At 55.2% G+C, this 18,372-nt stretch carries 17 protein-coding genes; 5 read left to right on the top strand and 12 right to left on the bottom strand.

The annotated features are described in order from the left end of the window. Positions 1–49: 49 nt before the first annotated feature. Entirely contained in the window at positions 50–715 is a 666-nt protein-coding gene (locus tag DXY37_RS08235) for a cofactor assembly of complex C subunit B (protein WP_115126485.1), read from the top strand. Here DXY37_RS08235 and lptC read toward each other — a convergent pair. After that, positions 645–1,727: an LPS export ABC transporter periplasmic protein LptC gene (lptC, locus tag DXY37_RS08240; protein ID WP_115126198.1), complete on the bottom strand. Its 1,083-nt coding sequence runs from the start codon at positions 1,725–1,727 to the stop codon at positions 645–647. The two genes, DXY37_RS08235 and lptC, sit on opposite strands and share 71 nt — an antisense overlap. Beyond that, the gene (metG, locus tag DXY37_RS08245) at positions 1,727–3,271 is read right to left on the bottom strand and encodes a methionine--tRNA ligase (protein ID WP_115126486.1); all 1,545 of its coding nucleotides are present in this window, start codon (positions 3,269–3,271) and stop codon (positions 1,727–1,729) included. Before metG ends, lptC begins: the two co-directional genes overlap by 1 nt. Before the next feature lie 151 nt (positions 3,272–3,422). Here metG and DXY37_RS08250 point away from each other — a divergent pair, with 151 nt between their 5' ends. Then, complete coding sequence (locus DXY37_RS08250) at positions 3,423–5,189, top strand: FAD-dependent oxidoreductase (RefSeq protein WP_115126199.1); 1,767 nt, start codon at positions 3,423–3,425, stop codon at positions 5,187–5,189. Here DXY37_RS08250 and DXY37_RS08255 read toward each other — a convergent pair whose 3' ends face one another. From DXY37_RS08255 to rpmG, 3 genes are all read right to left on the bottom strand, one after another. Then, entirely contained in the window at positions 5,190–7,031 is a 1,842-nt protein-coding gene (locus DXY37_RS08255) for a ribonuclease catalytic domain-containing protein (RefSeq protein ID WP_371638021.1), read from the bottom strand. A gap of 201 nt (positions 7,032–7,232) precedes the next feature. Further along, positions 7,233–7,454, bottom strand: coding sequence for a 30S ribosomal protein S18 (gene rpsR, locus DXY37_RS08260; RefSeq protein WP_006041316.1), 222 nt, complete (start codon positions 7,452–7,454; stop codon positions 7,233–7,235). A 38-nt stretch (positions 7,455–7,492) separates the two neighbouring features. Continuing rightward, positions 7,493–7,693 carry a 50S ribosomal protein L33 gene (gene rpmG, locus DXY37_RS08265; RefSeq protein WP_066907761.1) on the bottom strand — a complete coding sequence of 67 codons (201 nt, stop codon included), beginning with the start codon at positions 7,691–7,693 and terminating at the stop codon, positions 7,493–7,495. Positions 7,694–7,821: 128 nt separating this feature from the next. Between rpmG and pheT the strand changes: the two genes are divergently transcribed. Next, positions 7,822–10,278, top strand: a complete 2,457-nt coding sequence (pheT, locus tag DXY37_RS08270; RefSeq protein ID WP_115126201.1) for a phenylalanine--tRNA ligase subunit beta — start codon at positions 7,822–7,824, stop codon at positions 10,276–10,278. Here pheT and rlmD read toward each other — a convergent pair. Continuing rightward, positions 10,247–11,647, bottom strand: a complete 1,401-nt coding sequence (gene rlmD / locus DXY37_RS08275) for a 23S rRNA (uracil(1939)-C(5))-methyltransferase RlmD (protein WP_115126202.1) — start codon at positions 11,645–11,647, stop codon at positions 10,247–10,249. The two genes, pheT and rlmD, sit on opposite strands and share 32 nt — an antisense overlap. An 80-nt stretch (positions 11,648–11,727) precedes the next feature. Here rlmD and DXY37_RS08280 point away from each other — a divergent pair, with 80 nt between their 5' ends. Further along, entirely contained in the window at positions 11,728–12,222 is a 495-nt protein-coding gene (locus DXY37_RS08280; RefSeq protein ID WP_067095064.1) for an allophycocyanin subunit alpha-B, read from the top strand. Between the two features lie 669 nt (positions 12,223–12,891). On the opposite strand, the gene DXY37_RS08285 is transcribed toward DXY37_RS08280, so the two are convergent. Both DXY37_RS08285 and DXY37_RS08290 read right to left on the bottom strand, forming a co-directional pair. Next, positions 12,892–13,974, bottom strand: a complete 1,083-nt coding sequence (locus tag DXY37_RS08285) for a molecular chaperone DnaJ (protein WP_115126203.1) — start codon at positions 13,972–13,974, stop codon at positions 12,892–12,894. A gap of 35 nt (positions 13,975–14,009) precedes the next feature. Next, the gene (locus DXY37_RS08290) at positions 14,010–15,581 is read right to left on the bottom strand and encodes a DUF3370 family protein (RefSeq protein ID WP_115126204.1); all 1,572 of its coding nucleotides are present in this window, start codon (positions 15,579–15,581) and stop codon (positions 14,010–14,012) included. A 184-nt stretch (positions 15,582–15,765) separates the two neighbouring features. Between DXY37_RS08290 and DXY37_RS08295 the strand changes: the two genes are divergently transcribed. Then, positions 15,766–15,948: a hypothetical protein gene (locus DXY37_RS08295; protein WP_115126487.1), complete on the top strand. Its 183-nt coding sequence runs from the start codon at positions 15,766–15,768 to the stop codon at positions 15,946–15,948. Here the strand turns inward: DXY37_RS08295 and DXY37_RS13770 are convergent. The 4 genes from DXY37_RS13770 to DXY37_RS08315 form a co-directional block, all read right to left on the bottom strand. Continuing rightward, the gene (locus DXY37_RS13770) at positions 15,930–16,154 is read right to left on the bottom strand and encodes a sigma factor-like helix-turn-helix DNA-binding protein (protein ID WP_115126205.1); all 225 of its coding nucleotides are present in this window, start codon (positions 16,152–16,154) and stop codon (positions 15,930–15,932) included. The two genes, DXY37_RS08295 and DXY37_RS13770, sit on opposite strands and share 19 nt — an antisense overlap. 36 nt (positions 16,155–16,190) lie before the next feature. Beyond that, positions 16,191–16,469 carry a sigma factor gene (locus DXY37_RS08305; protein ID WP_115126206.1) on the bottom strand — a complete coding sequence of 93 codons (279 nt, stop codon included), beginning with the start codon at positions 16,467–16,469 and terminating at the stop codon, positions 16,191–16,193. A gap of 102 nt (positions 16,470–16,571) precedes the next feature. Beyond that, positions 16,572–17,465, bottom strand: coding sequence for an ATP adenylyltransferase (locus tag DXY37_RS08310; protein WP_115126207.1), 894 nt, complete (start codon positions 17,463–17,465; stop codon positions 16,572–16,574). Beyond that, positions 17,458–18,363: a SpoIID/LytB domain-containing protein gene (locus tag DXY37_RS08315; protein ID WP_115126208.1), complete on the bottom strand. Its 906-nt coding sequence runs from the start codon at positions 18,361–18,363 to the stop codon at positions 17,458–17,460. Before DXY37_RS08315 ends, DXY37_RS08310 begins: the two co-directional genes overlap by 8 nt. Between the last annotated feature and the right edge of the window lie 9 nt (positions 18,364–18,372).

An 18,372-nucleotide genomic window follows, 5' to 3' on the forward strand; every position in this document is an offset into this window, starting at 1 on the left:
CCCCATTTGAGCAAGAGTGAGCTCTTCTGACCGCAGGATTCTCGAGACCATGCCAGGTTCTGCACGACTCTGTCTGATCTCCGGACTGTTGGTGCTGGGGCTGGCTGTGTTCAATGCTTTGACAGCAGGAACGTTCACTCCGGCACTGCAGCGTGCAGAGGTGCTGTCCGGTATGGCAGCGGTTGGCCTGATGCTCGTGGCGGTGCTCTGGACCCGAGCGGTTCCACGTATTCCCAAGGCCGTGAAGCTCGAGGGCAAGCAAGGACTCGAAATCGCCGCGGGACTATCCGAAAGCCTGCGTACGGAATTGGCTTGGGGAAGCCATCAATTCCTGACGGCAACTTCGGCGGCAACGATCCTGGTGAACTGGGACGGAACGGTGCTACTGAGACGAGGTCTGATCACCAAGGAGCCGTTTTTGCCTGGTGAGATCTGTCAACGCAGTACGGATCGGCAGGCCCTGGTGTCATTGGTACGAACCGCCCTTTACCCAGGTCGGCAAGAATTTGATTCTGTTTTACCAGGTCTGCCTGCAGTGATGATTCAACCCCTGGGAGAGCGTGGTTGGATTGTGCTGGGTGGCTGGTCAGAGCGCTGCTTCACACGCTCTGATGAACGATGGCTGGCGGGTTGGGCAGAAAGGCTCAGAACTCAACTGGAGCTGATTTCCGCGGTCGAGGACTCTGATCCACAGATTGATCCGAAGGGAATCTGACCTGAGATTGAACATTTCCATCCGCTAGGACCTCCTCAGTGCGCCAGTTCCAGCTGCAAGTCGGTGCATTGAGCGCCTCCCCTGGCTGTTCAATCCTGCAGTCACCCTTGATCACCACCGTGCTCTCCTGCAGCTCAGCCTGAAACGCATTGCCAAAGATCCTCATACGGTCGAGTTCCGCTTCGAAGGGTTGCTCGCTGCGCACGATCTGCGTTCGAAAATTCCAAGTGGTGTCCTGTGCCGTGAGAAGGCCTTTTTGACGTGGCATCCGCACAATCACCGGAGCCATGACCTTCAGGTCACCTACACGTGTATTTCCTTGAAGTGTCTTGCCCTCAAGCTGCTCAAGCACCGTTCCTTCCGTGTCACGTCGCTGTGCCAGTACAGGCCCCTCGGCGTTCAGTAAACCGGTATCAAGATTCCACTCGGCCGGACCGGTTCTGAGTGTTGTATCTGGGTTGGATGGATCGGAGTCCTTTGACCAGCGCTCAAGTTTGACAACACCCTTAAGGGTCAGATCGTTCGTGGTTTGCAGAAGCTGTGCTTCGGTAGCGCTAATTCTGGATTCTTTATCCGTAGCCCTCGGACGCTGCTCAATCAGCAAAATCCCCTGCTGCGGATGCCAGCGCAGACGATCTCCTTGAATCAAAAGTCTGGAACCTTTGAGTTGCTGCAGCCTGACATCACCTTCAAGCAAAATCTGTTCGCCATCGTTGACAACCAGAGCCAGATCAGACTTCACACTGAATGATGGCTTGCCATTCCTGTAGAGAACCCCGTCAGGCTGTCGGGCACGCACAAGACGACGAGTGAGCTCATAACGGGCTTCAGGACTGTTCAAACTCCAGTCCATCAGTCCTTGCTTGGTCTTCTGTTCGAGTTTCAGCGAGCGAAAGACAAAGGGGGGTGCCTGAACTGTTGATAACGGTTTCTCACTGACACAGCCTGTCAGAAGCGTGAGAGTGATGAGCAGAGCACCGCGCAGGCGACCTGTTGAATTGGTCAAGGTCATCAGAGTGGTGATTCGAGCTCAAGTCTCTGCATGACAGGTTCCGGTTTGGGCAGAGGTGATCCGGGAACAAGCCTTCCCCAGTTCAGATAGTCGGTCCACGATCCGGAAATCGGGGAAAGACCCAGTTGAGCAAGGATGCGTTGACTGAAATCAGGCACGATCGGTTGCAGAAGAATGCCCACAATCCGGGTACATTCCAAAACGGCATAAAGATCTTCACCAACCTGCACTTCCTGGCCTGGTTGCTTCATTTGACTCCAGGGAGCCTGTTCGTTGAGAAAACCATTGGTGTCGATTGCCAGCTGGAGCACCGCTTCAGCTGCTTTTTGAAAATTGAGCTCCGGCATTGACGTCCGAACCTGCTGAATCGTCAGCTCTGCCTTTCCGCGAAGGACATGGTCGTCGCGAACTGTCTCAGCAACAGCAGGCAAGCCATTGCCAAACCATTTCCTAGACATAGACGAGGTGCGGTTGAGCAGATTCCCGATCGTGTTGGCGAGATCGTTATTCACAAGATCCACAAACCGCTGCTGTTGGAAATCACCGTCATCACCGAACTGAATGTCGCGCAACAAGTACCAACGAACCGCATCCGTACCGCAGCGCTCAAGCAACAGTTCAGGGTCCAACACGTTGCCCAGAGATTTGCCCATTTTTTGGCCTTCGCGGGTGAGAAAGCCATGGCCGAAGACGCTCTTAGGCAACGGCAAACCTGCCGACATCAACATCGCTGGCCAGTAAACAGCGTGAAAACGCAGGATGTCTTTACCGATGACGTGCACGCTGACGGGCCAGCCAGCACTGCTAAGGCGATCCAGATCCACTGAACCTCCATCATCCAGAAGAGCTGTCAGATAGCCCAGTAGTGCATCAAACCAAACATAAAAGGTATGGCCGGCATGGCCCGGAACCGGAAGCCCATGCGACACATTCACACGGGAGATAGAGAAATCTCGCAAACCTCCGGCTACGAAGTTTTCAACCTCTTTGCGACGACTCGCCGGTGCAATGAATCCAGGCTCTGCGATCAGCGATTCAATTGGCTTCTGAAACTTGGAGAGGCAAAAGAACAGGTTCTCTTCATCACGCCATTCCAGGGGCTTTTGATGGGTTGGACAGCTCGGTGATTTGGCATTAACAGGATCATCCTTAAATTCCTCGCAGTCGACGCAGTACCAGCCCTCCTGATGGCCTGTGCGGATGTGACCTGCAGCTTCACAGCGATGGAAAAACTCCTGAACTAAGGGCAGGTGGCGCTCGCTTGTGGTTCGCACAAAACGATCGTTGCTGATCTCCCACTCAGACCAGAGATCCATGTATTCCCTGCTGATCTCATCACAGTGGGCCTGTGGGCTGATCTTGCGAACCTCAGCCGTGCGCTGAATCTTCTGACCATGCTCATCCACTCCAGTGACGAACAGAACCTGCTGTCCCTCAAGGCGCTGAAAACGGGCCAAAGCGTCACAGGCAATGGTCGTGTATGTGCTGCCTAGATGTGGCTTGGCATTGACGTAATAGAGCGGTGTTGTGAGGCTGTAGGTCATCGCTTCGGCGCTCTCCTTAGGCCCCTTGCTCTGGGGCTGGATCTTAACGACCCTCTTTCCGGGTCCCTGATCTTGCGCTCCCGCTGCCTGGAGCATGCGACTGAGTGAGATCTGATTCAGCTTCAGGCCTCATCCAAGAACGGAAAGGATCATGACCGTCAACATTGATTCGGTGGACGTGCTGGTCTGGGGAGGGGGCACTGGCGGAGCTGCAGCTGCGATTCAGGCGGCTCGTGGCGGTGCCTCCACCCTGCTTCTCACCCCAGGGCCGTGGTTAGGCGGGATGGTCAGTGCTGCCGGTGTGTGCTGTCCAGATGGCAATGAACTCAGCCCATGGCAAACGGGGCTTTGGGGAGCTTTTCTGCGTGAACTGGAACAAGGCGAACCAGAAGGACTCGATCAGAACTGGGTCAGCTGTTTCGGATACCGACCCAGAACAGCGGAAACCATTCTTCAGAACTGGTTGCAGCAGGAGGCCAGATTGCTTTGGTGGCCTGGTTGTCAGCTGCTGAACGTCGAGCGTGCAGGCTCTCTGATCACGGGCTTGTGCGTGGAGATGGAGGGAGAGGTCCGCAGGGTGAAGTGCCGCGTTGTGATCGACGGCAGCGATCGAGGTGATCTGTTGCCCTTGGCCGATGCTCCCTTTCGATTCGGCTGGGATCCGCAGGAACAGTGGCATGAGCCCAGCGCCCCATCGCAGCAACGTCTCAACACAGAACCTTTTTTCAGACAACAACCCATTCAGTCCCCCACTTGGGTGGTGATGGGCCAACTTCTTGGCGATCAGCTCAAAGATCATCCGCAGCAAGACGAACAACCATCTGGTCCAAGACTTCCTGCACCCTTTGATGGTGCCTGTGACAGATTCGGGCTGGAAAAAACCATCACCTATGGCCGCTTGCCGTCAGGACTGGTGATGCTCAATTGGCCATTGCACGGCAATGACTGGCATCGGGGTTTGGAACGAGCATTCCTCGCTGATGCCAGCCAAGAAGCATTGCTGTTCAGTGAGATGCAGCAGCACAGTCTCAGCTTCGCCGATGCGTTGAGCAAAGCCACCGATGGATGGCTGCAACTTGGCCAGGCCTTTCCCAACAGTGCAGCAAGCCCTGCTCCCTGGATTGCTGCCATGCCGTATTGGCGTGAAGGCCGACGGATGATTGGCCGCACCACTGTGATTGAACAGGATTTACTCCCCCTAACAGAAGGAGTGTGCATGTCTGGTCCACCAGTCAATGACAGTGAAGTGCTGCAGTCGATTGCAGTGGGGAACTACGCCAATGACCATCACTACCCCGGCAATGACTGGCAATTGGCTCCCAAAAGTTGCCGTTGGGGCGGTCGCTGGACAGGAACACCCTTCTGCATCCCCTTCGGAGCCCTGCTGAGTGAGGCCATCGACAATCTGCTGATGGCGGATAAGGCTTTCAGCACGAGTCACATGGCCAATGGCGCCACTCGGTTGCAGCCTTTGATCATGAACGTTGGCCAAGCTGCAGGAGCAGCGTCCGCTCTCGCCGTGGAATCAAACCTTCAACCCTCTGAACTCTCGGTGCGCAGCCTGCAGAATCGACTGATCGGAGACGACAGGGCACCAGCCGCAGTCGCGCCGCTCTGGGATACAGCCTGGCATCACAGTCAGTGGTTGGAGCGCCAGACAGCAGCCCTCGATCGCAAGCCACTGGCACCAGCCCTTCCCGAGACATTGGAATCAGGCAGATCAGTGCATGCCAAGGTCATTCCAGACGGTGAAGGTTCCTACAGAATTCAACTCGAGGACGCCGAGTCCTGTCAGTTGATCACGCTGGAACCAGCCGTCAACGCAAGACTTCAGACGCTCGACAAGCCGATAAGCGTCATGGTTCAAGGCACCCACAACCCCTGGGGAGGATGGTTTCGGACCACCTCACTGCGCTAATCAACGCGCTACGGCAAGTAGTCTGAGTTGGTCACACTGGGAATCAACCTGATCGACTTTCAGCACGAGACCATCTCCAGGCACCGATCCGGCAGGGCACTCAGCGGCAACATCCATGGCCAGATCATCAAGACGAACTAACCCCAACCGGTCCTGAGGTCTCAGCCAGCGCAAGAAATCCACCGGCCACTGGTGGGTCTGGTGATGCTCGAACCAGACCTGTTGCCAGTGACGCTGATCTTCCCTTGAGATGGTGAGCCCTTCGCGTACAGCTGAATCAAAGCTGTCTATCAGCTCTTGCATTGACTCCTCGCTGAGCGGGGTTTCAGCGTTGATCACAGCGGCGATCTGGCGCTGCACAACAAGATCCCCGTATCGCCTGATTGGCGAGGTGGCCTGGGCATAGGCGTTGAGGCCAAGGCTGAAATGAGGTGAGGGTTGAGTTCCCATCAGTCCACGGCTCAGACAGCGTTTGATGGCAGCAAATCGAACGGCTCCATCCGGTAGCTGCTCAAGCTCATTTGCCGAAGGAAGGTCGGCGGATAACTGACTGCGATAGGGCAATGCCAAGTTGTGGGTCGAACCGAACCGGGCAGCAACGGCTCCAGCGAGGATCATGGCTTCAGCCACCATTGTCCTTGAAGCACCAGGCTCGGTGACCTGCACGGACAGCTCACCATCACGGCATCGGATACGACCCTCTGGCAGGTCCATCTGCAGTGCACCCTGATCTGTCCGCCAACGTCGACGGCGTTCCAGCAGTTGATGCAGATCCGAAAGATCTGCCTCTTCAGGTGGAGCGAAATCAATTAATTCATCGGCATCCTCATAGGTGAGGCGGTACCGCGGGGTGACCCAGCTGCGCAGAATTCCGAAATCACTGATGTCACCGTGTTGATCGAGATCGACCCAGGTGCTCCAGGCAGCATTGCGATGCCCAGTTCTGAGACTGAAGGGCCCTGTCGAAAGCTCAAGCGGAAACATGGGAAGATTGCCCCGCGACAGATAAAGGCTGCTGCCACGACGTCGAGCTTCGAGATCCAAGGGTGACCCCTCAGGGATCAAGCGTCCTGGATCGGCAATATGAATCCAGAGACGTTCGGATCCGTCTTGTCGACGTTCCAGAGCAATCGCATCGTCGATGTCACTTGTCTCCGCATCATCGATGGTGACGCAAGCCTGAGCCGTGAGGTCATGCCTGTGTTCATCTCCCGGAAGCATTTCCTCACTGTTGTCGACCAGCTGACTTGCATCAAGGAGCAGCGTTTGACTGAAACCATTGCTCCAGGGTGTGCCCGTCATCGAGGCAGGTTGATGCTCATCCCACTGGCCAAGCTGAATCAGCAGATGCCGGAGATCACATGCGTTGGCATCGACGCGCGCGGTTTTGAGTGACTGCAACAGCTGAGCATCGAGTTGGGCTCCTTCATCCCCTTCGCCAACAAGCTCTTGCATGCTCTGGATCCATGTCTGGTGAAGAGGATCAAGCGTGTGGACGACCACGGGTTGACGTGTCTTCAACACCTGGATCCATCGCTTGCTTTGCCGTTCAGCCTTGATCTGCATGCGCCGTTCAGCACGACGGCTGCGGATCTCAGAAGCAGGCCGGGCCTGAATCACTCCCTGTTTTAAACGGAAAAAATCCTGGTCTCGATGCAAAGCAAGCCAACAGGCAGCCTTGCTGATCGCAGCATCAGTGCCGCAAGCCAGCTCCGTAAATCCAGCCAGATCAATAGTCTCTTCTGATTCACGTATTAAGACCCATGCTTCGCCCCAGTCGCGACAGTTGGGACTGGCTTGAACGAGATCCTCTTCGTCGAAAGTCCATGGAAAAACCCCCAACCGGGACGACGGATCAACGTCACCAGGCTGGGGGTGAATCAATTCGATGGTCCGGGCTGGAACGACTTGTTCCTTGCCTCGAAAACCAACACTCAAACGACGTTTGCTGCCTTGGACGGCTAGTACAACTGCAAGTTGAGATGATTTGAGGTCGTTGATCCCGACCAGATCTCCCGGTTTGCAGTCAGTAGTGGCCAGGAATCAACCCTCGGGATTCACGAACGGCAGCAAAGCCACGATCCGTGCACGCTTCACAGCGTTGGTGAGATCACGCTGCTGTTTTGCAGTGAGGCCAGTGAGGCGCCTGGGCAAAATTTTGCCACGCTCTGTGATGAATTTCTTCAACAGATCCACATCCTTGTAATCGATGGGATCGCCGGGCTTAATTGGCGAAAGGCGCTTCTTGAAAAAGGAGCTCGACATGAATCAGAAACGATTGGAAAACTGGATGAACAGCAGGCTCACTTGATCTCTTTATGGAGAGTCATCTTGTTGAGCTGCGGGCAGAACTTCATCAGTTCCAGCCTTTCTGTGGTGTTCCGACGATTTTTCTCGGTCGTGTAGCGGGACACACCGGGAGAACGCTTTTCGGAGGCGGGAACGGACCGGCATTCGGTGCACTCAATGGTGACAACGATCCGGACGCCCTTGTTCTTGGCCATAAAGGACGTAGCGCCGCAGTTGCGAAGCGAAATGACAAACATCCACTTTACAGGTACACCTCACCACACTCCAGGCTTTCAGCAGTGATTGTGAGTTCGTAGGATCACGCGCTGACTTCGAGCTCCCAATGCGGGTTTCTCTCTCCTGGCTGCAGGATTTGGTGCAGGTGAATGAACCCGCTGATCAACTGGGTGAACGCTTGTCGATGGCTGGGTTTGAAGTGGAGGAGCTGGAAGATCTCTCTCTGCTGGCTCAAGGTGTTGTAGTCGGTGAGGTCATGGCCTGTGAGCGGCATCCCAATGCCGACAAACTCAGTGTCTGCAAGGTGAATGTGGGTGCTGAGCAGACTCTGCAAATTGTCTGTGGAGCCAAGAACGTGCGTGTAGGCATCCACGTTCCTGTCGCCATGGTCGGAGCGGTGCTTCCAGCCGTGAACCTCACGATCAAAGCAGGTGAACTCCGTGGTGTGAGTAGTGAGGGAATGATTTGCTCACTCTCAGAACTCGGCCAGCCCAGCGATGTCGATGGAATCGCCATCCTCGAAGATCTCCTTGCGAAGGCGCCAACTCCAGGAGAGCCAGTTGCTCCATCCCTGGGCCTCGACGACAGCGTTCTCGAACTCGCCATCACCGCCAACCGTCCTGATGGTTTGTCCATGACGGGCATTGCCAGGGAAGTCGCTGCTCTCACAGGAGCTCCGCTTTCACTGCCTGAGTTATCCACTCCATCAAACACGCAAACGCTGGAGACGGATCAGCAATCCAAAGCTTCTATGCAGGCCGGGGGGGTTTATGGCTTGACCGAGGTGAAGAACGTCGATGGTTCATCACGCTCACCGCAATGGTTGCAGCGACGACTGACTCGTGCCGGGGTGAAGCCCGTCAACGCCGTCGTCGATATCACCAACCTCGTGATGCTTGAACAGGGCCAGCCTCTGCATGCCTTTGATGCAGATGCACTGGAATCACTCTGCGGAGCTGAGATCAGGGCCAAGGATTTCGGACTGCGTCAAGCCTGTGAACGTGAGCTCTTCAAAGGTCTGGACGGACGTGAAATTGAACTGGATCCCCGTGTTCAGGTGGTGACCTGCAGGGATCGTGCCGTCGCCGTGGCGGGTGTGATGGGCAGTGCTGAAAGTGGTGTCTGCGATAACACTCGCCGAATCTGGCTGGAATCTGCCCTGTTCACCCCCGCCTCCGTCCGCAACGGCAGTCGAGCCACAGGTCAGCGCACGGATGCCAGCAGTCGTTACGAGAAGGGTTTGCCAAGGGAAGTCACCCTGCTAGCAGCGGGCCGTGCTCTGACGTTGTTCAGAGAGATGCTTGATGCTGAGATTGCAGAAACCTGGGTTTGTTCAGCAGAACAGGGAGACGATCCGGTCGTGAGCCTGCGACGCAAATCACTGCATCGTCTGCTCGGACCTCTTGAATCCACAGTCAGCAATGGTCAGCCTGAGCAGCTCGCTGATGCTCAGGTCGAGGCCTGTCTCGCAGCACTCGGATGTGAACTCTCTCCTGCTGCCGATGGATGGAAGGTGGTCGTTCCCCCGTCAAGGCGAATGGACCTGTTACGTGAGGTTGACCTAATTGAAGAGGTGGCGCGACTGGTGGGGTTTGATCGTTTCCAGTCACAGCTTCCAGACCCACTTCAGCCCGGTCAGCTGACGCTCATGCAGCAGGCCGAACGACGCTTGCGTCAGCGTCTGAGTGCCTCAGGACTGCAGGAAATCACCACGTTGTCACTCACCGGTGCCGATGATGCAGATCCCAATCGCATTGCCATCAGCAATCCACTGTTGGCGGAGACCAGCCACCTGCAAACTGCACTCTGGCTGGAGCATCTTCAGGTTTGTCAGCGCAATCTTCAGGCCTCACAGCCTGGATGCTGGGTGTTCGAGATCGGGCATGTGTTCAGTTCCGATGGCGCCGTGATCAATCAGGAAGCTCGGCTCTCAGGAGTGATCTGCGGCGATCGTCGGCTGTCGCGATGGCAGTCCAGTGGCAAGCCCGAACCTCTCAACTATTTCGACGCCAGAGGCGTGCTAACCACCGTTCTGAATTCCTTCGGAATTGAGGCTCAGGATCGTCGTCTCACAGATGACGGGCGTCTGCATCCAGGCCGTGCAGCGAGCATGGTTGTTGAAGGTCGCCCCCTTGGCTGCTTCGGTCAGTTGCATCCTGCTCTGTGTGAAAGCCATGAGCTGCCGACGGAGACGTATTTGTTCGATCTGGAGCTGACACGTCTTCTGGAAGCAGCCACCCGCAGCAATCGCTGGAGCCCGCAGTTCAAGCCCTACTCCACCCTGCCTTCGTCGGAGCGGGATCTGGCCATGGTTGTTCCACGCAGCCTGGCGGCAGGAGAGCTTCTGCAGGCCATCCGCAAAGCAGGCAAACCACTGTTGGAGTCGGTCGAATTAATCGATCGTTTTGAAGGCGGTCAGCTGGGCTCCGATGCATGCAGTCAGGCATTCAGGCTGCGTTATCGCGGCAAAGACAGCACGCTCACCGACGACATGATTCAGCCTGTGCATGAGAAGGTGCGCCAGGCACTGGTCAAGCAGTTTCAGGTGGAGTTGCGCAGTTGAAGCGCGACATCAAGACCAGACATTCCAGGTGAGATGTCTGAGGGAAGAAATCCATCGGCTGAACATGTTCAATCCGATAAGGCCCCGAATCTCCAGCTAATTGTTTGAGATCTCTCGCCAGGGTTGCTGGATCACAGCTCAGATACATCAGCCGTTGCGGCGGATGGTCAAGGATCACGGCCAGAACTGAGGGATCCAGACCCTTACGAGGTGGATCAACAACCAGGGCATCGTGCAGCGGCAGTACATCGCGCAAATGCCGAATGACATCGCCAACAAGGAATTGTGTTGACTTCAGCCTGTTGCGTCGTGCATTGCGTTCGGCATGGCGGATGGATGCAGAGCTGATTTCCAAGCCGGTCACTCTGTGGCCAGCAGCAGCCAGCGGTAAGGCAATCGTGCCGATGCCGCAGTAGGCATCAATCACCCGTTGATTGGCCCGCGCGCGAGTGAGCCAGTCACGGATCTGCTCCACCACCCGTTCTGCCCGCGGTGTGTTGACCTGAAAAAAGGTTGTGGTTCCAAGCTCGAGTGATAGACCACAAAATCTCTCCTCGATCGCATCCTCGCCCTGAAGACATACGGTTTGATCACCGAACACGGCATTGCTGCGTTTCGGCTGCAGATTGAGCGTCACACCCTTCAGCTGTGGCCAGCGACGCATCCACGCTGCGCTCAGCGCTTCAACTCCCTGCAGCGAACGAGTGGCGGAAATCAGGGTGATCAGCACTTCACCGGTTCGGACGCCGATTCTCAATCCCAAGTGGCGAAGACCTGGATCGCCCTGCAGGTCTGAATCCATGGGCCAGCTGGTTGATTCAAGGTCCTGCTTGATCGGAGCAATCAATGCATCCAGTCGTGGATCAAGAACTGGGCAGTGGTTGAGATTGACGATGCGATGACTGCCACGTTTGTAGTAACCGAGGCGCACCTTCAGTCCATCGCGACGGACTGGGATCAAGGCTCGATTTCTGTACCCCAGTGATTCCTGGTCTGGACTCACTAGGGCGCTCACATCCGGATCTAGCTGGCCGATGCGAGTGAGCGTGTTGGTCAATCGCTCCTGTTTCCAGTTGTTTTGGGCCTCCACCGAAAGATGCTGCAACGAACAACCACCGCAGTCGCGAGCAAGAATGCACGGTGGTCGGCGGGAATGGGGAGATGAGGAGATGATCTCCACTCTTCGGGCCAGCCACATCCGCCGCTGACGCTGCTGAACTTTGACCTTGGCCTCTTCTCCAGGAAGCAGCTCAGGCACCGTGATGACCCAACCATTCCAACGCGCCAGGCCGCGTCCCTGCTGGTCGAGATCCTCTCCAACAACATCGATGGTCAGTCCTGGATGCGGCGATTCATTCATCGCTGTCATTGCAATGGCGTAACACCCCTCAGCTCCAACCCATGGCTGGGGTTCATGCCCCTTAAACTGTTTCCAGCATGCCAGCCGTCATGAGCGTTGTAAGGGATCTGATCCTCCAGGCGGATGACGATCTGCGTTACCCGAGCAGTGGTGAACTTCGCTCGATGGTTGATTACCTCAGCCAGGGTGCTGTACGTCTGGCTGTGGTCAGGATCCTCACCGACAGTGAAAAGAAGATCGTCGATGAGTCAGCACGCCAGCTGTTTGGCTTACGACCGGAATATGTCGCTCCTGGAGGCAATGCCTATGGCCAGAAGCAAAGGGCCCAGTGCCTGCGTGATTACAGCTGGTATTTGAGGCTGGTCACCTATGGAGTGCTTGCGGGCAGCACCGACATGATTGAGCAGATCGGCTTGATCGGTGCCCGAGAGATGTACAACAGCCTCGGTGTTCCCATGCCTGGGATGGTGGATGCCATGCGTTGCATGAGGGAGGCCTCCCTGGTGCTTCTTTCGGAAGAGCAACAAAAAATCGCAGGTCCTTACTTCGATTACTTGATCAAGGGGATGCAAACGAGTACCTGATCTATCGGCTGAATCAACAATTGCTCAGTTCAACTCAGCCATTCTTAGGCTCGCCCGTCTCAGTCAAGATTCCTAGAAAGACCTCTTTTGCGTCTCAGCTGAGACGAGTAATTAGTTCATCGCTCTCTTGGGGGCAACTCAACACTCCCAAAAGTGTTCGCCTGTCCTAGGCAAGACTCACATCAAGTCACATCTAGGTCTTGATCGAGAATTATGGGATTGCTTGGCTTTTTAGTGCCAGGTCCATCTTTCTGAACTGAATGCGCCGATCAATTTGATCAGATCGCACCAGCTTCGACCCCCTCTCGTTGTGTCCAACAAGCTTGCGTCACTGTGTCAACAGCAGAGACGCAAAGCGGGAAAGGTCGCTTCTCACTGGGTTTATGGGCCTCCGGCCATGCCGCTGGACAGGCTCATTGGCTCGCTGGACAGCCACTGATCCATCCCAAGATGGTGAATTTCGTCATGCTCAATCAAAAGCCAACGCGTTAGGTTCACCTGCAAAGACAAAAGACATACATGCCGCAAATAAAACAATCAAAAAAAGTGATCTTGATAGAAACGATCGAATCTCAATAGCCGTGAGCCAGAGGGATTGAATCAGCAAAAGGTCTCTTGGCAGTCTTAAGCGAGAGCCGAGTTGAGTCCAGGTTTGAGGCTTAAATAAGACTAATTAGATAGCTCTTTCTGGCGATAAAGCTCTTTCAGCATCTGATAAGCCTCGTTCAGTCGGCGCATGGCATCGGTTGAACCTCCCGAGTCTGGGTGAACCTCAACAGCTTTGCGCTTGTAGGCATCGCGGATCGAGCGCAATGTCAAAGATTGGCCAGCCTGCGTGGGCAACTCAAGTTGTTTCAGAGCACCATGCACAGTCATCGTGGACTCAAGCGTTTCGAAGGATGTGACCTTACGGCTTCGCTTGAAGCGACTCACGAAACGACGAATCAACGTTGGGATTCTGTCTGGCACTGAAGCGCTGGCAAAGGGATCCTCAAGAACCGCGGCAGCAACGATCACCTGCTCAAAGCGAGGAGAAGGAACCATCCAGCTTTTGCAGAATTCGGTCATGGAGTGATTGACCTGACTCCAAGTGAATGTGCGCCCTTCGGATCCATCGATATGGGGCCAGATATCACGAGCCATCCATAACATCACAGCCTCCATCACGGTGGGGCCAGGGTTCGAACCATACAGATTGAGCCAATGGTTGAGAGCTACATCAAACCAATCCTTGATCTGATGATCACTGATCACCGGAACAACGGGAATCTCGGTGCTGGGTTGATTCTGTGGCGTGAGGCTTTCGCGAATCGCAGTGCTGCGCTTGCGAACGAAACCAGGCAGATCAATACCAACCCCCATAGAGGATGCACTGCGTGTCGTTGGTCGTGTATGGGCGGGACGGTCATCGTCCTGGTTTGTCGTCTCTAATCCCCCAGCTGAACCAACTAAAACGATGGCGCGATCCTCGTCGTACTGAGGCTGTTGGATCGGTTGTGGAGCAAGCAAAGCCTTGGAACCATCCGCAGCTTCAGAATCAGCTGGGTCCGCCGTGCCTTCGGAAGACTGATCAATCAGTGGATCAATCAGTGTTCCAGGCGAGTCAACCTGATCAAGATCGGGCTGAAAGATTTCCTCAAGCAGCCGTTGAAGACATTCCCCCCTGGAACGAGTCTTCCAATCTTTGCGAAGCTGATCAATCTGGTCGACGAGCTCCTCGGGTAATTCCAGGCTGATGCGCTTGCCGCTCATAAGGATCTGATTTGCTGACCGTCAAGCAGGTTTAATTATCGACCCTGCAGACGACGCAACCAGTCCTGTTGGGCACGGATGGCGTCACGGTAACGCTGCTCGAGGCTGCTGTTCACTCTTGTCGGCATGATCATTGCAGGAGTCATGACACTAGTGCCACCCCTGGGAGCCACGAGTAGAGGCGGTGGTGGAGTTGCAGTGGTTCTGACAGGCTGCGGAGTGGGCTGTGCAACGGGTTTAGCTGGCATCACTTCAGGTGCTGGTTGCACATTGACAGCAGGTGGAGCCACTTCTGGTTTGACCTTGCGCGCCTTGGATTCGGCCTGCGCTTTACGGGCGGCTTTCAACATTTGTTGACGATCACGCAACATGGCCAACTGCGTCACTGGAACCACGCTGAGCAAGTGACCCGGCGTGGCATCAGCGGGGTAAACGACACTCACCGTGACAGGGTTGTTGGATCCACGCTTGAGATCTAGATCGGCAATGGAAAGACTCTGTCCGGAGCGCATACCAACATGGACTTCTTGATATCCCCGTTCAGTCTTGATGCGGATTGATCCACGGAAGGCTGTAAATGGAGAACGACCCGAAGCAACAGGATGACTGAGAACGAGCTCATGAGCACCCTCGCCGGCAAGATTCAGATCAACATCAAAACGGACTCCGTAAGTGCCAACATTATTGACAGCTGAATCCACCATGCGGGTACTGAGTTGATTGACCTGAATATCTCGAGTCCCGAAATGATGCTTTCGTGTGCTGGTCAAAGGCACATGCAAAGAGCCTTGTGAAAGATCGTGCTGAATGGAAGCTTTATACTCATCGCCAAGTGCAACTCCTGCAACTCGGGAGAACACTTTTCCTGACTGAATCTCACGAATACGATTGAGATAAATTCTTCCTGGTGCAAGTCGTCCACGATCAAGCACAGCGATCAGTGCATGTTCATCTTGGGTTTCTTCAGCTGCGATTACAGCCATTTGGAAGGGGCCGTTGCTGCTGCCACGCAGAAGCCCATTCATGATTCCGCGAGCGGGCAGAACCTTGCTCACAATCACTTTGCGACTGTTCGGAGGAATCACAACCTCTCTTGAAAGATTGCGATCCAATTCGCCACGAAGAATCTGAACCGCAGTCGCATCTCCAGGCCCCGTGTTCCAAGGTCTTGCGCCTAACGGCTTCACTCCCATCAATTTATTGGGGTGATATGGAGCTTCAAAACTATTTTTGACTGAACCTCTTTTGAATCTCAAAGTAATGGGTGTTGTGCCGGGGTTGATGGCAATGGCAGCAACAGTCAACAAGCCTCGGGCTCTGCGGCCTCCCAGTTTGGTGGAATCCTGTGGGTAATATTTGTGATGCATATGCACCCCAAATTCACCATTGAATGTGAATGTGGTGTTCTTCAGCGGTTGGTTGGTTTCGGCAGCAATTGAACTACCAGGAGAAGTATCTACAAGAATTCCTGGCCCTTTGACAATTTCCGGCTGATTGGAGTGAAGAACGGGCACATTGTTGAAGCTGCCATTCAGAGGCCTTGCTCGTTGACCCGCCATCAATGGCACATAGGCCTCAACAGGCCGAGCAAATTCGCTCGCGGCCATCCCAGCCGAGACGCCAATCAAGACCAGTAGTGGGATTCGATGAGACACTTGCGACTGGTGATTGGTGGCCTTGGAATGGCTCAAGTTCCAAACCTAATCGCCAGAGAAAAAACCGCCAAGTAATCCCGATGACGCAGTGAGGGGGCCGTTCTCGCCAGGATGGATGGAGTTAACAACCCTCCGGATGTTTCCTCCTTTTGGCTGCTCACCCTGCGCTGATGGCGACTGGCAGCGTCATCACCAAGAACGCAAATTGCGCATGATGCGCTTTTGGCGGGACGGACTTGAGCGTCAAATTGCTGCTGTGACAGCAGCAATCAGCACACTTGAGCAGCAAATTGAACGAGATCAGGCCGGTTCCAACTGAACTGTGAGTTGTTGACGCATCTGGGCAAGACCACGCTTCGCTCGACGTTGAATGGTCATGGCGCTGACGCCAGTTCGATTCCCAACATGTCTCAAGCTTTGCCCTTTGAGGATCACTTCCTCAAGCGCAATCCGTTCCTGTCTCGAGAGTCGTTGTAGCGCCTGGCTGAGATGCCTCCGGTATTCAGATCGATCCAGTTCAATCATTGCGTCAGTCTCCTGGCTGATCAGATCATCGGCCAGTTACACCAGTCGACGTTGCTGAGTGGCAGCATTAAATCCGGCGCCGACATCGCGATCGCTGCTCTGCGACGCTCGCGGAAGCCGAATGATCGCGGCTTTGTCTCGCAGATAATGCGAGACCGCCCCTCTAATATGGGGTCGAGCAAAGGCTGAGAAAGGAATCTCTCTTTGGCCTTCATAGCGTTCAGCGGCCCTCAGTAACCCCATCAAGCCCACCTGCAGAAGGTCATCGGGGTCCTGACCGCTTTTTGCCGCGTAAGGTCTGGCCAGCGGTTCCACAGGCGCATGTGATGTTCAACCCGTGCATTGCGTCTGATCTCTTGTCTGTTCAGGGATCGTTTGTAGTGGAGCTGATGGACTCCTTCAGACAGACATCGCTGATCAACTCAATGCATCAGTGGATCCACAGAAGTGAGGAACAACCTGTCTGAGCAACTCTTCACCACCATGGCTCTGAAGCCATGCCAAATCTGATCGGTCCGTCGCCAGCAGGTAACCAGCAAACCCGAGTGCATTGACGCTGAAACCCTTGACGTGCTCCTGACTGCGTTTGATCAAGGCCATCCAAGACCTCGTCAGCAACAGGTTGTAAGGAATTGCTGGTGGTTGTTGGCTGAATTGACCACCGAGACCCAGTCGCAATGCAAGCGAGCGATAGAGACCATGGAGGAGATTCGCCTCCTCGTCTGGATCGCTCGAGAGTGGTCGATCAGCGATGGCGCAGTTGTTGAACAGCGGATCAATGAGTTCTTCGCTGCCTGTCGATGCAGAAGGTTGGTGGAGTCGCTCAATAAACCAGGACAGTCGCGGACAGATGCACTCACCTGGATGACGGGGCAACAGTTGGAGATGACGATGGGGCTGACTGGCGCCTGCCCTGGGACCACTGTTGAAGAACCAAAGGCCTGTGCTGTCCCTGTCGACCTGCACCAGGGCACGCCAGTCTTCAGGTTGAAGCCAGTCAGTTTGAGATGCCCAGCCTTGGGTGATCAACAACATGTGCCCACGCTGTACGGGGTACTTATTGAGAATCAGAACGTGATGGTTGTGAATCCGCTCAATTTCCAGTTGAGGGTCCCAGGGAAGAAAAGGATTGGGCTTGGGCCCTTCAGGTCTGTGATGTTTGGGCAGCGCCGCATTCAGCTGACGCAGTTCGAACTGCTCCGCACTGGCCACTGAAAGCTCGATGGTGGAGGTGCTGAGAGGGGTCAGAGCACCGCAATTCAAGGCCTGTTCGGAGCGCTCCAGCGCCTTCGACCAAAATTGCTCACTCATCGGATTTGATCCTCGCCAGCGATGCCCCTGAGTAGTACCTGCCGAGGATCTCGTTGAATCGAAGCCCCTGTTGCGCCAGCGCCTGAGCACCATGCTGACTCATGCTCGCACCGAGATGCCCGTGTGCTTCATCGGAGATCTCCTGAGTGGATGCATACAACGACTCAACAAGGCCTCCCTTGAAACTCAACACGAGTCCGCGCGTAGCTTCCGTGGCTTGAATGGTTGAGGCGTTGCTGCTGGTTCTGCCGGCGTAAGCCTGCCAGCGAGTGGTGTCCCCAAGGTTCCAGTCGCTGTTGGCCGGACGGAGCATATGAACGAGGCCGTAGGAGCGGGCAGCCACGGCCTGGGCCTTGAGAGCTTCGCCATTCCAGTGGCTGGGCATTTCAGCTCCCACAACAGACGCCACATAGCGCTCCAAGTTGATCTGATTGATGGCGAGCCATCCCTGCCCTCGATTCAGCAAATGAATGGTTCCTTCGTAGGCACGACCGTTCACCAAAACCGATCCACCGTTACCAGCACAACTCACAAGACCTGTCGACGCCTTGGCGAGCATCCCGTTGAGCTGTCCTGGCAGCATGGGAATCCCTGCCTGCTGCCGACAGCTCGCTCCATCCTGGGTGCTGACCTGCCGTAAGGGGCGCTGACTCAACAGGGCGATACGCAGCTGAGGATCAAGGCTCTCACTGGGAGCAGGCACTTGAGGAGCAAAGGTTGATGGCAGCCGATCATCGCCTCTATTGGACTGAGTTTCTGCGTCAAACAACGCGCTGAGCAAGAGCTCTGCGTCTTGGCTGTCTGAGTAAACACGCCCAGCTCTGGTGGAGCAGACGATCAGTGCTGCCAGCCCCGCACTCGCCAGCAGAGTTAGTAACAGTGGTCGAACGAGACGCATACCCGCAGA

This window comes from Synechococcus sp. GEYO (assembly GCF_900473955.1).
Lineage (GTDB): Bacteria > Cyanobacteriota > Cyanobacteriia > PCC-6307 > Cyanobiaceae > Synechococcus_C.